Genomic DNA, 14,158 nt, shown 5'->3' on the forward strand with positions numbered 1-14,158 from the left:
TCCATCGATTCCTTTCTCCATTACCGAGGCGTCTGCCTCATGGCTTACTGATCTGCTGTTTTAAGGATGATTTGTTTTTTCTATCTTGTCGTTTTGACTGGATTTGTTTACCTACCCGAACTAAGCCATAGGGCATAAAACGAATCACTAAAATAAGGGCAACGCCCGTTAAGATCGTCGATAAACTCCTAATCTCACCTAAGACAGGTATTTCTTTTAATAATTCTGGAATAATCACAATAAAGGCTGCTCCAAGAATGCTTCCTCCTATGGTCGCTAACCCACCGATTACCACCATACCTAATAAGTTAAGGGATAATTCAATTCCCCAAGTATTAGGGTCTGAATAACGAATCAGATGCATATACAGTGAGCCTGCAACCCCTGCATAGAAAGCACTCACAGCGAAAGCAATGAGCTTGTATTTGAACAAGCTTACCCCCATAGCTTTAGCAGCATGTTCACTGTTACGCATTGCAACTAAGGCTCTACCTGCTTTGGATGTTAAGAAATGATAGGCAAAAATTGACAGAAGCACCAAAACAGCAATAGCCAGCACAAAGAAAGACTCTCGACTCTTGAATGCATAACCAAAGATACTGGCGTATGGTGCTTTTGCACCTGAGAAACCACCTGTAAACCCCGTCCACTCCTTAAAAATATGTTGGATGGTAACACCTAAGCCCAAGGTAGCAATGGCAAGGTAATGCCCCTCTAGTCGTAAAGCTACAAGACCTAAAAGCAAGCCAATCAACATGGGTACAACGCCCGATAAGAGAATTGCAAGCAAAAATGGCAGCTGAAGTTCCATGGTAATGAAAGCCGATAAATAAGCGCCTATACCCATGAAAGCAGCATGACCTAAGGAAATCTGTCCACTGTAACCTAACAATATATTAAAGCCTAACGCCGCAATAGCGTAGATAACCACTGTATCCAACATGGTCACCGTAGCTCGTTTAAAACCGAAGATAAAGGGCAGTAGTGCTAACACTAACCCAATAAGTATGTATTGAACCTGTTTCTTTTTTAGAAGTCCCATGACATTACACCTTCTTCCTATGATTCTTGCCAAATAGACCTGTTGGTTTGAAGATTAATGCGATAATAAGCAAAGCATATACAATCACTGTTTTCCACTTTAAAGATATATAAAACCCAACAAGATTATCCAGAATGCCAATCAGAACCCCACCAATAACAGGCCCATAAAAAGTTCCAAAGCCACCGATAACAGCTGCAATAAATGACTTAAGATGCACTTCACCCATCATGGTAGTGGATACGTTGGTTGTTGGTGCAATTAATAGTCCAGCTATGGCACCTAATACTGTGGCAATGATCCAAGAAGATGCCGTAATTTTACCCACAGGTATGCCCATTAATTTAGCCGTTGTTTCATTCTGTGCTGTGGCACGTATAGCAATACCAAACAACGTTTTTCGAATGAGATAAAATAGGAATGACATAACAGCTATGGTAATTAATATAATGAATAACGCATTAGGTTGAATAATTACACCACCCACATTAAAATTATCAAGGGTAATGGCTTTTCTTAAGTAGTGAGAGTCAATGCCGAACAATGCTGTAGCAAGACCGCTTATAATCATAACAAGACCTAATGTTACAATCATTTTACTGACAACATTAGCTTTATGGGCAGGTCGTATAAATACCCTTTCCACCAAATAGCCAAAACAGATAGCAAATATAATCGTCCCCATAAATGCTAATGGATAAGGTATCCCAAGAGCAGTAAAGAGCTTAAGCCCTATAAAACTACTAAACATGGCCATCTCACCTTGAGCGAAATTAATCACATCAGTCGTGCGGAAAATAAGAACAAGACCTAAGGCAGCTAATGCATATAAACTACCGGTTTCGAGACCCGCAATGACATTCTGAAAAAACACATGCATCGTTTAATCCTCCTTCTTAGAGCTGTTATGGTTCAACTTCTCTATTGTTAAATTTCTTGGTACGTTCTATTGATGTTTCTTCTTAACTCTGCAATCCCCCTAACGCCTTTATGTAATCTTATGTTGTTTTTATCATGCACTTCATTAAATGTGCAATTATCGTGCCAGTTAATGCAATCATTGAATGAAACGCATCATGTGAAGATAGCCTTACATTTTAAGGGTCCTTTTAATGGTCATTCTCTCAATCCTATTGTTTTTAAGAATAAAAAAGAAGTATGCACAATGCACACTTCAGACATCAACTCTATTCCATTTTTGTATGCAATACCGACAGATACATGTATGGCTTTCGAACACCTGTCTTATTTTCATACAATAATCATGCCATTACACTAAAAAATACAGCAACCTAACTAAAACTATTCCTATAAATCATATTTTTCTATTTTATCATAGAGACTTGAACGGCTTATATGAAGTAATTTAGCTGTTTTTAGCTTGTTGCCATTGGTGTATGTTAGACATCTGGATATAGCCACCCGCTCAGCTTCTTCAATGATTTCATTAAGGGCTTGAATGGGCCCATCACTTACATGTCTCACTTTTTGACTGGTTATATAAGAAGGCAGATGCATGGGTAATATGGTATCGCCTTCTGTCAAGTTAATGGCCCGTTCAAGGATGTTTTCTAATTCTCGAACATTACCTGGCCAATCATAATTTTTTAGGTATTGCATGGTTTCTTGGGATATGGTGGTGACATATTTACCTAATTGATTGGATAGCTTATTGACAAGTAATCTTGCCAAGTCTTTGATATCTCCACGGCGTTCACGAAGGGGTGGAAGTTCAATGGTCATTACATTCAAACGGTAATAAAGATCTTCACGGAACGTTCCTTCATTGACCAGTTCTCTTAGATTTTTGTTGGTTGCAGCAATCACCCGAATATCAATCGTAATAGGCTTGTTATCGCCTACTTTTTCAAACTCCCTTTCTTGGAGTACACGAAGTAGCTTTACCTGCATATCCATATGCATATCACCAATTTCATCAAGGAAGATACTGCCCCCATTGGCTAATTCAAACTTACCTATTTTCCCACCTTTTCTAGCACCTGTAAAAGCCCCTTCAGCATAACCAAATAGCTCCGATTCTAATAGATTGGATGGAATGGCCGCACAGTTAACTTTAACAAAAGGATGGTGGGTTCTTCGACTATCATTGTGAATAGCATGGGCAAATAATTCTTTTCCTGTACCGCTTTCTCCTAGAAGCAATACGTTGGAATGGGTCTGGGCTACTTTTCTACCCATGTATTTGACTTGAATCATTTTTTCACTGTCCCCTATAATGGTTTCCCAAGAATAAGTTGCTCCATATAGCTTTTTCAATTGCTTCTTAATATGAATGAGTTCTGTTTCTAACAATTTATTTTCTTTGATAATATCCTTAAATTCTTCTAAATCTTGAAAAAGCACCATGCCAAAACCAAATTTAACGTCACCGTCTTCAACCACAGGTATACGATGCACAATGGCTGTGTGCCCATTTTCAAAACGGTGCTTCCAAGCAATTTCAGACTTTTTGGACTTAAGCACATAGGGAAACCTGGTATTCTTGTCCACATCAGCTACATGTTTGCCAATGAGTTGTTCCTTTTCATACCCAAGATAGGAAGCAAACACACTATTAATCATTTTAATACGTGCTTGATCATCCACCAATATAATAGGTACTGGGATTGGATCAAATAGCTTCTCCAATGTGGCTACTAAATAATCCGTGATAAAAGAATCTGTTTTATGTAAATGATGCTCTGATGCTTTCATATCTTTCTCCTCTACACCCTATTTTGAAGTCATCGGTTAGTTATTGCATACAGCATCATGCTAACCTTATGTTTATTATACTATAAAAGTCATAAAAATACTTAGAAAACACCTACATTCTATGATTCAAAATATGGGATATCCTTTAACATGCATGTGCATATGGCACAGGGGCTGACGCATATTCGTCACTTTACAGGTAGATGGGTTATCACTAAAATACGCCTATCTTTCCTACAATATGAACGTTACTAGCTTATATGAGTCAGCCCCTTCCATAAAAGGGTATTATGATTATAAATAGATATTCTTAGCGTTGTACGATAATTGAAGTACCCTGTCCACCACCAATACAAAGGGTTGCTAAACCCGTCTTACTTTCCCTCTTTATCATCTCATATATTAGTGTCACAAGAATTCTAGCTCCTGATGCACCTATGGGATGCCCTAATGCAATAGCGCCACCATTAACATTTACTTTTTCTGGATCTAAAGCGAGATCTCTTACCACGGCAATGGATTGGGCTGCAAAAGCTTCATTTGCTTCAATGAGATCTAAGTCCTCAACGGTCATACCTGCTTTTTCAAGGGCTTTCTTCGTGGCAGGTACGGGGCCATATCCCATGATACTTGGGTCTAAGGCAGCTGAAGCATAGCCTTTAATGGTTACAAGGGGTGTAAGTCCCAACTCTTCTGCTTTCTCTTTGGCCATGACAATGAGCATAGCCGCTCCATCATTAATACCTGATGCATTACCAGCAGTGACTGATCCCTCTTTTTTAAATGCTGGTCGAAGTTTTTGAAGTTTTTCCACAGTCATACCATGTTTAGGGTACTCATCTTGGGTGACAATGATGGGATCGCCTTTTCGCTGGGGTACTGCTACAGGTACGATTTCATCTTGAAATCTTTTTGTATTCTGAGCATTTTCTGCTTTCTGTTGACTATTGACAGCAAAAGTATCCTGCTCTTCCCTTGTGATGTGCCACTGTTTTGCAATGTTTTCCGCTGTTATACCCATATGGTAATCATTGAAAACATCCGTTAACCCATCGCATATCATAGAATCCACTAACTGACCATTCCCCATGCGATAGCCCCATCTTGCTTTTGGCAGAAGGTAGGGTGCGTTGCTCATACTTTCTACACCACCAGCTAAAACCACATCAGCATCCCCTAACATGATAAACTGAGCTGCCATACTAACTGTACGAAGACCTGAGCCACATAATTTATTAATGGTGATAGCAGGCGTTGTTGTTGGTATCCCTGCTCCAATTGCAACTTGTCTTGCTGGATTTTGTCCTAGTCCAGCAGATAATATATTACCGATAAGTACTTCATCAATCACATCCGGCTTAATGCCTGCTCTTTCTATAGCTGCTTTGGCTGCTACAACACCTAAATCAATAGCTGATAACTTCGCCAAGCTGCCATTAAAACTACCGATTGGTGTTCGTACTGCACCAACAATGACCACGTCACGCATACGCTCTCATCCTTTCTTTTCTTATATCTATTATTTAGAATCTTCATTATCCCAAAGAAAACCTACACATTTATTGTATAAATTCTATCTACATGACCAACCCACCAGTAATTTCAAGCACAGAACCCGTTACAAAGCTGGCTTCATCAGAAGCTAAGTATAAATAGGCATTAGCAATGTCTTCAGGTAATCCCAAACGTTTGACTGGCGCTTTATCTTTCATCATATTCAACACCTTTTCAGGCATCTTCTCTGTCATAGGCGTTAAAATAAACCCTGGTGCAACAGCGTTGACACGAATACCCTTTTTACCTAACTCTTTTGCCCATGTTTTTGTCATGCCAATAACGCCCCACTTGGTTGCAGCATAATTGGTCTGTCCATAGTTGCCATAGAGACCAACAACAGAAGTAGCATTCAGGATCACACCATTTCCTTGTTCTACCATGACCTTAGCTGCTGCTTGCCCACAGTTATAAACCCCTTTAAGATTCACATTGATGACCCGATCAAATTCATCTTCTGTCATACGTACAAGGGTATTATCTGCAGTAATACCAGCATTATTAACAAGGATATCCACCTTACCATAAGCCTCAATAGTCTTGGCTATCATCCCTTCCACATCATCAGCATTGGTCACATCAACAGCAATACCTAATGCATCATGGCCCATAGCTTTAATGGCATTAACGGTTTCTTCAACTTCATGGTCAAATAATGACGCAACAATCACCTTAGCTCCTTCTTCTGAAAATCGCTTAGCTGTCTCTGCTCCAATACCTCTTCCTGCACCTGTAATAATAGCTACTTTGTCTTTCAACCTCACAACATCTTCCTCCTTTATCATAAAAAATGATAACCTCATAAAAAAGGCTTCTTTATTCATACATACTATAGTGCAATTACTGTGCCATATATAGGATTATGCTTAACTTACCTGTATATGTTCATATAAAACATGATGTCATGCTTATGTTCTGGGATATGTGACCATTTTTTTGCATTAAAAAACAGCAAAAATGATGTCCATATTTCAGTCACTTGATTTTCACTGTCCATTTTCTGTACACTAGCTTATGATAGGACGTTTTACTTTATCGTATGTCTCATGGTCGTTCTATAATTCTTTCCTATTTGAAGCATTTAATAAACCAAGACTCATACGGTACTTGGCAACTGTACGTCTAGAGATATGAATATCCCATTTCTTTAAACATGATTTTATCTTCTCATCACTCAAAGGACGTCTTTTATCTTCTTCTTCAATCAGTTCACTTATTTTGCTCTTAACAGCGATTGCAGAGAGCTCGTCTTGGTTGCCTTCAATACCACTGGAAAAAAAATACTTCATTTCATACATACCTCTTGGTGTCTCCATATACTTGCCATTGACAATGCGGCTAACTGTGGATATGGATAAGTCAAGAGCATCTGCCACCTCTTTTTGAGTCATACGCCGCATATACACTTCACCATATTTGATGAAATCCATTTGCTTCTCTAGAATACATGAAGCAATTTTTATAATGTTTTGTTTGCGTTCTTCAATATTTCGAAACAACCATGCTGCATTATCCATATGGTGTTTGAGGTAAGTTTTTGTGGCATCATCAATCTGAGAATCTGTTAAAAGTCCTTGATAATACGAGGGTATAAAAAGCGTTAAAGTATGATCTTCAATATATTCTACCTTTAGCTGTCCATGGATTGTAACAATTTTTACTTGGGGTTTAATGTATAAAGTCTCTACGGGGTTATCTTCAACATGGATGATTGGATTTAGCTTTTGAATGATGGTCATACATGCTTTTAGTTGTTCCATGGTTATGCCAAGTTTTTTACATACCAGGTGCCATTTCTTATGACCAAGTTCATCCAGATAATCCACAACAAGCTTTTCAAGGATAGGCGTACTCCAATGATGACGGCGCAATTGAATCAGTAAACGTTGAGATAGATTGAAACTTCCTATACCAGCAGGTTCTAATTCCTGAACTTTTTCTATAGTTTCCTTAAGTTTATTCACGGATACCTGATACTGCTCGCTGAATTCATCAGGCTCAATATCCAAATAGCCTTTGTTGTTAATATGAGCGATTAGCCTTTCACCAATATACTCCATATCTTTATGGAGCTCTTTAGCATGCCATTGAATCAATAAATCCTCAACAGCTGTATGAGCCTTTACACTGGCTATTTTTCTATCATCTTTTTTGTCATCCCAGTTGTTGTCATCTTTTATATAAGCTTTTGTTTTATTATGTAGACTATATCTGTCCCAATCCGGTAAATGATCTTTATGCTGTATGTCTAATACAGGATTATTTACATAAGCTTCCATCATGTAATGATCCAATGCCTCGGTAGTCATCTGAAGGACGTTAATTGCCTGTACCATTTTATGGGATAATTTCTGAGTCAGTTTCTGGTTTTGCTGTAGTTCATAACCCATGTGCATACAATCAACCTCCTCTGTGTGTCTGTTTGATGTTTTCCTATCATTGATTATCCGTCATCATGAAGAGTATTGTTCAATATATATAAAAAAATAGGCATTATATTCGTTTTTTCATACATATATAATAATTCAACATCATTTTACATGATAGGATGATATCTGTCAACACACATGGCTTAAAATAATTCAGTCTAAATTGCATACATATCATGGACTAATTTTATACTTAGAGAGGCATTTGGGTCATTCTGAATGATACCTATGATGCTTATTTGACTTAACTGGTACACAAGTTACTCAGTTAATCAAATAGCTAGTGCGTATAATCGATTATTGTAACAGATTCTCCAACTTTCTTCCTGATCGCATGCTTCATTTGTTCTGCGTGAGGACATGGAAAACCGATTGGGTTGCCTTTTGTGATACAAGATGCCATAACAATGGTATCTGCACCACGTTTTACCATCTCAGCCGCTCTTGTGACAGCTTTTTTACCAGGACATCCACCACAGGTATTCACACCAATGATTTCAATATCTTCCGTAATACCTTCAAATGCTAACTTTTTCGCGAACATAACTTTGAAACACGTTGTTGCTGGACACATATCTTCTGTTTGCATGCATCTAATTAATCCTACCTTCATCATGATACCTCTTTCTCTCATTATTTTTGTCATGTAACATCATTATGATTTTCTATCTATCCCCGGTAACCATCTCCGGTAACATCTTTATTAAAGATGCACGGTTGAAGGGTTTTCCTTTGATTCCTTGGAATAGAAATAGAAAAAAAGATACATCAACTGCTTAAAAGGCTCAACGTTTGTTAAATACAAAAAAGGTATCACGCTCTGCTCAAGGTGGTATACCTTCTTAATCACCACATATATGGTGATGCTTAATCCATTTTTGGTGTTCTATCCTGATAGGATGTTGAAATAAATATGTTTAGAATGTATAGGGTGTCAGCTGTCTTACCAATAAATCATCGAAACCATTTATTGATAAGACAGCTTACCTTACCCTTTAATCACTTAGTCGATGTACAAAAAGCCCGCTTCGCAGTTTGGGTTCAAACCATGTTGATTTTGGGGGCATGACTTCTCCTGTATCAGCAACGTCCATTAAATCGTCAATGGTTGTTGGGTACATGGCAAAAGCTACCTTCATGTCATGCTGCACACGTCTTTCCAGTTCTTCTAAGCCCCGAATACCACCGACAAAATCAATACGTTTATCCGTTCTTGGGTCTTCTATCCCTAGAATGGGACCTAATAGATTATCTTGCAGTAAGGCAACATCTAATCGCTCTACTATATTGTCTTTGTGGGTAATGTGCTCTTTAGCTGTTAACTTATACCAATGTCCCTCTAAATACATGCCATAGGTTTGCTTTTTACTTGGCCGGTAAGAACCTTCTTCATAGAGCTCAATGGTAAAATTCTCTTTAATTTTATCTAAGAATTCTTCTGTACTGTTGCCATTCAGGTCTTTAACAACCCTGTTGTAGTCCATAATAAACAGATCTTCATCAGGGAAAATAACCGATAAGAAATAATTAAATTCTTCTTCACCTGTATAATCAGTGTTTTCACGGCGCTTTAAGCCAACTTTAACAGCTGATGCAGAGCGATGGTGTCCGTCTGCAATATAAAGATAATCAATACCTTCAAATATCTGGTGAATCCTATTAATGACAGCCTCATCACAGATATCCCATACAACATGCATAATATCATCTTCACTGGTGAACTGGTATAGAGGCTTATTGAATTTAATATGATCACGTATAATGGTGTTCAAGGTTTCATTACGTCGGTACGTTAAAAAAATAGGTGCTGTATTGGCATCACAATAATCAAAATTATGAATACGGTCCACTTCTTTTGCTGGTCGGGTAAATTCATGTTTTTTGATAACATCATGGATATAATCATCAATGGATGTACAACCTACAATACCTGTTTGAACACGGCCAAACATCATTTGTCGATAAATATAATATTTTGGTTGTTCATCTTGCACCAGAATATTTTCTTCAATCATCTTATCCAAATTTCTTCTTGCCATTTCATATACAGCTTGGTCATAAGGGTTCTGTTCATCCTCCATATCAATTTCAGAACGAACAACATGAAGAAAGGAGTATGGGTTACCTTTTGCCATATCTTTCGCTTCTTCACGGTTCATCACATCATATGGAAGAGATGCTACACGATCAACCAACTCTGTATGAGGCCTAATCCCCCTAAAAGGTCTAACAACTGCCATGCATAAACCTCCTTCTTAATAATAACGTTTAATAATTTCTATGATTTCTAATCCAATTCTTGCTTGAGCTTCTTTTGTTGATCCGCCGATGTGAGGTGTCACAGATACTTTTTCATGGGTGTATAAGCGTTCATTTTTCGTTGGTTCTTCTGCAAATACATCAATGGCAGCACCAGCGACTTTTGAAGTATCAAGAGCCTCTACCAATGCGTCTTCATCAACAACCCCACCACGAGCACAGTTTACAATAAAGACACCGTCTTTCATCTTCTTAAATGCTTCTGTATCAATAACTGCACCAACTTCTTTTGCAAAAGGTATGTGCAAGGATATAAAGTCCGAATGGGCTAACAGCGTATCCATATCCACATAAGCATAGTCTGCATAACCTTCTTTTGCTCCTGATCGATTGGTATACATGACTTTCATACCTAGAGCATGGGCTCTCTTCGCTGTCTCTTTAGCAATACGGCCAAAACCAATAAGTCCCAAAGTCTTTCCAGCTAGTTCACTGCCCTTATAGGCCTTTTTATTCCATTTACCTTCTCGCATGGTTACATTGGATATATAAAGGAATCTAGCGAGTGAAAACATATGACCAATAGCTAATTCTGCTACAGAGGCACTACTGGCATTGGGTGTGTTCTCAACAGCGATACCTCTTTCTCTGGCGTAAGCTACATCAATATTATCTAATCCTACGCCTGCACGAATCATAAGTTTTAATTGACTACCTTCAACTGCATCAATCACTTCTTCTCTTATTTTGGTTGCTGAACGCACAATGATCGCATCGAATGTACCAAGCTTTTCCTTTAATTCAGGTACGTCGAGATGCTCTTCAACCAGTTCATGCCCCATGTCTCGAAGTGCTTCAGCTGCCTTCTTATCCATACCATCAGCTACTAAGATTTTTGCCATAATGTGACCTCCCATAAAATATATTTAATAAAGAAATTTCATGCTATTAGGATGTACACTTACGTGGGCTCCTAATTCATAAAATTACTTAAAAACTAAAGTATATCATTTTGGTAAGTGTTTTTTCATGTCTGACTAATGATCATCCATCCTTATAATCCTATGATAACCCATTTATTTCTAGGAGCATCCTTTATGTTTAGAATGTCGTCTAATTCTTTCATATGTAACATGAAATAACATGGATTATACAAGTACTTGTCCAAAGTCATTCATTATGGACCAAGTGAAAAAAAGAAAAAACACTTTTTTAGGGTTTCTTCAATTTAAGGATATCATATCTATACCAGACTACAACCAATTATCCGTTATAATTCATATAATAAAGAAAATAATATATTTCATAAGATTTTCTCCATTATTAATAAAAATAACTTAACATTTTTAATCCATTTTCTTACCTCTAAGGGCGGCATCATGGCAACGGTATGGCTTTCATATTCTCCTTTATCATGGTAGCAATGTAAATTGAAACGCTCATGACAATTTTACAGGATAATGCAGGTATTTTCAATACCCATTTCAGTGTTCAGATAATTGTGTCCATTCATCCATTAGGATCGCCTAATGGTGGGCATACACACGCATCGTCGGCAGGGTCTACATGTTTTAATGGATCACACACGGCACAAGTACCTGCTCTACGCATCATTTTGCCATCACCTTTGTGGAAACATATTTTGCAATCAGACACTTCATTTCCTCCTTAAAAATTTATTTCAATATATTTTATGTATCATGTATATGTAGTGTTACAGGAAGTAGGGTTATTCTTCATATTTGACTAACTTGTTAGCTATTTATAGCTCTAAATAGACTTACCTTCTAGGTATTATAACCATCATTCATTAAATAATCTTACCGTATCAGCTTAATCCGTATTTTATAGCATGAATCCTAGCCGATGCGAATAATATTATAATAAGTTCAAGTTCTGACAAGGATGCCACTTTAATCCTATACCATTTATTAAAATAAGACATAAAACTATCAGTAAAGGGGAAATGTGTATGCCATATCTACTATCGAAAAACAGTACAACAAACTTACTTATCGATAAGACAGGCGAAAGTATCTACTATCGTATGTACCCTGTCAAATATAATCAAAGAGCTGTGGTTATTGCAAAAAGCCTTAACCATGATTACGCTGCCATTCTTGATGATACAAGTCATCTTCATTTAATCTACAAAAGTTCTACCAACAGCTTAGTGCATCTCTTTGAAAAAAATAATAAGTTTGAAAGCATGACCTTACTTGAAGACCACAATAATACCTATCAAATAACCAATTTAAAATATCTATATCATCAGAAAAATTATTTATTCTATTGTGCCTATAATCCTTTTGAAAAAACAAGTGACTTAATTTTGCACACCTTTTTAGATCATGAACAAACAGAACCTCAATCCCTCTTTTCCATACCAAGTTTATCAACCCACTATGAATGCCTTATTGTGGATAATACCCTGTATCTCCTATGCCAAACCTTAAGTCAAGAAGGAGAATATGAGATTAATCTTTATCCATATAACGTGAATACATCCACTTGGGATGATTATGAAACCATCGCAAAATCCATCAATCCTTTTATGGACTATGCCATGTGCATCCAAGATCATATAGTCCATATCACGTATGTGGAACGGGATAAAGGCAAGAATATCATTTACTATACACAAAAGTCCAGTGACGTTAGAAAACCCATTGCCATTACGGATAGTAATAGCATTTTATCACCCATTATCTTTATCTATAACCATATTATATGGGTAAACTGGAAAGAAAATAACCAGTTGATGCATTCACTCTCATCCAATAATGGGGAAACGTTTAATCAATCCCGTCCGTGTTCCGCTCAGAGTCCAGAAGCTACTTATTATTACTTTTATGGTTATACCAATCAGAACCTAATGGGCCATAAATTCTATGGTTATATTAACGGTCACCCTATCCTCGCTGTACTGAGTCAAGTGGATACGGATAATATCCTACTCAACAATTATCATAATTTAGAGATGAAATCTCTCATAAATAATTTTTCTTCTAAAGATAACGGTAAGTTAAAAATATTAGAACAAGAAATTGAAACCCATAAGGAAGTTCAGCAGAACATTAGCAATCAATATGATAATTTAGCAAAAATGGCAAAAGAATTGCAGACACAAGCTAAAATGTGGAAAAACAAGTATGCTGTATCAGAAAAAGAAATAAAAAAATTAAAGAAGAAATTACGTCGAAAAAGTATCGAACACCAAGAACGTATCACAAGAGTAACGCGACATGAAACACCTGTTGTCAAAGAGAAAACGCTATCCCAACCCTTGTCCGCTTCCCAAGATTTTATACATTCTCCTCAAGAGGATGTAGCCATCGTTGCACCTGAGTTACCAGGAACATCATTGAAAGAATCTCTCAAATCACCAGTGTCATCTAAGCTATCCGAACCACAAGAATTAAAACCAACCGTGTCACCAACATCATCCGTATCTCAAGATTCACTAAATGCTACACTACCAACATCATCAACACCTCAACAACCATTAAAATCATCACTATCAGCACCATTAGCATCACAAGAATCAATAAAATCACACCTACCAACATCTTCAGCATCACAAGAACCATTAACATCAAAAGAGCCACGTAAATCATCTGATATACATAAATCATTCAAGCTCCCAAAATCATCTGAGAAGCCTATTGTAGAATTTGAAGATCTTTTTGAATAGCAAAGAAAGGGACTGACTCCTTTCATGAGCCAGTCCCCCCTTATAGATGATTATATGTGTGATTGCAAGGTTTCCCATACTTTAGGATTAGCCTTTTTTACATTGATGATATTAAAATCCTCATTAACAAAAGCATGAGTGGTTTTACCTTTTGCAATGATCTTATTATCCTCATGCCGTACCAATTCATAGTTAAACACTATTTTAGCACCATTCATCTCTTCAATGCGCGTTATTACGGTTAAGAGGTCATCATATTTAGCACCTTCTATGTATTTGCAATAACTGTCCACTAAAGGAAGCATAATACCTTCTTGTTCAATGGCACGATACGTTATCCCAGATTCACGCAAAAAATCGCATCTTCCAATCTCAAACCACGTATAATAATTAGAATGATGAACAATTCCCATCTGATCTGTTTCAACATACCTTACTTTTATCGTTGTTTCATTAACCAAAATT

General features: G+C 37.2%; 12 protein-coding genes. 1 reads left to right on the forward strand and 11 read right to left on the reverse strand.

Annotated features, from left to right (window positions below; genetic code table 11):
* Positions 1 to 37 precede the first annotated feature (37 nt).
* The 10 genes from HZI73_RS15720 to HZI73_RS15765 form a co-directional block, all read right to left on the reverse strand.
* Positions 38 to 1,042, reverse strand: a complete 1,005-nt coding sequence (locus HZI73_RS15720) for a branched-chain amino acid ABC transporter permease (protein ID WP_212694332.1) — start codon at positions 1,040 to 1,042, stop codon at positions 38 to 40.
* A gap of 4 nt (positions 1,043 to 1,046) precedes the next feature.
* Entirely contained in the window at positions 1,047 to 1,922 is an 876-nt protein-coding gene (locus HZI73_RS15725) for a branched-chain amino acid ABC transporter permease (RefSeq protein WP_212694333.1), read from the reverse strand.
* Positions 1,923 to 2,350: 428 nt separating this feature from the next.
* Positions 2,351 to 3,757, reverse strand: a complete 1,407-nt coding sequence (locus tag HZI73_RS15730) for a sigma-54 interaction domain-containing protein (protein ID WP_212694334.1) — start codon at positions 3,755 to 3,757, stop codon at positions 2,351 to 2,353.
* Between the two features lie 310 nt (positions 3,758 to 4,067).
* Positions 4,068 to 5,246: an acetyl-CoA C-acetyltransferase gene (locus HZI73_RS15735; protein ID WP_212694335.1), complete on the reverse strand. Its 1,179-nt coding sequence runs from the start codon at positions 5,244 to 5,246 to the stop codon at positions 4,068 to 4,070.
* A gap of 88 nt (positions 5,247 to 5,334) precedes the next feature.
* On the reverse strand, positions 5,335 to 6,075 hold the full coding sequence (fabG, locus tag HZI73_RS15740) for a 3-oxoacyl-ACP reductase FabG (protein ID WP_212694336.1): 741 nt from the start codon (positions 6,073 to 6,075) through the stop codon (positions 5,335 to 5,337).
* Positions 6,076 to 6,366: 291 nt separating this feature from the next.
* Positions 6,367 to 7,707 carry an RNA polymerase factor sigma-54 gene (gene rpoN / locus HZI73_RS15745; RefSeq protein WP_212694337.1) on the reverse strand — a complete coding sequence of 447 codons (1,341 nt, stop codon included), beginning with the start codon at positions 7,705 to 7,707 and terminating at the stop codon, positions 6,367 to 6,369.
* 313 nt (positions 7,708 to 8,020) lie between these two features.
* Complete coding sequence (locus HZI73_RS15750; RefSeq protein ID WP_330619540.1) at positions 8,021 to 8,386, reverse strand: CGGC domain-containing protein; 366 nt, start codon at positions 8,384 to 8,386, stop codon at positions 8,021 to 8,023.
* 349 nt (positions 8,387 to 8,735) lie between these two features.
* Complete coding sequence (locus HZI73_RS15755) at positions 8,736 to 9,980, reverse strand: DUF1015 domain-containing protein (protein WP_212694338.1); 1,245 nt, start codon at positions 9,978 to 9,980, stop codon at positions 8,736 to 8,738.
* A gap of 15 nt (positions 9,981 to 9,995) precedes the next feature.
* A complete protein-coding gene (locus HZI73_RS15760; protein WP_212694339.1) occupies positions 9,996 to 10,901 on the reverse strand; it encodes a D-2-hydroxyacid dehydrogenase in 906 nt (301 codons plus the stop codon).
* A 607-nt stretch (positions 10,902 to 11,508) separates the two neighbouring features.
* Positions 11,509 to 11,655 carry a hypothetical protein gene (locus HZI73_RS15765; RefSeq protein WP_212694340.1) on the reverse strand — a complete coding sequence of 49 codons (147 nt, stop codon included), beginning with the start codon at positions 11,653 to 11,655 and terminating at the stop codon, positions 11,509 to 11,511.
* A 316-nt stretch (positions 11,656 to 11,971) separates the two neighbouring features.
* On the opposite strand from HZI73_RS15765, the gene HZI73_RS15770 reads away from it, so the two are divergent.
* Positions 11,972 to 13,693, forward strand: a complete 1,722-nt coding sequence (locus tag HZI73_RS15770) for a hypothetical protein (protein ID WP_212694341.1) — start codon at positions 11,972 to 11,974, stop codon at positions 13,691 to 13,693.
* Between the two features lie 50 nt (positions 13,694 to 13,743).
* Here HZI73_RS15770 and HZI73_RS15775 read toward each other — a convergent pair whose 3' ends face one another.
* Positions 13,744 to 14,154 (reverse strand): acyl-CoA thioesterase, encoded by a 411-nt coding sequence (locus HZI73_RS15775; RefSeq protein ID WP_330619541.1) that lies wholly within the window; start codon positions 14,152 to 14,154, stop codon positions 13,744 to 13,746.
* Between the last annotated feature and the right edge of the window lie 4 nt (positions 14,155 to 14,158).

Origin of the sequence: Vallitalea pronyensis, from assembly GCF_018141445.1 — a bacterium.
GTDB classification, from domain to species: domain Bacteria; phylum Bacillota; class Clostridia; order Lachnospirales; family Vallitaleaceae; genus Vallitalea; species Vallitalea pronyensis.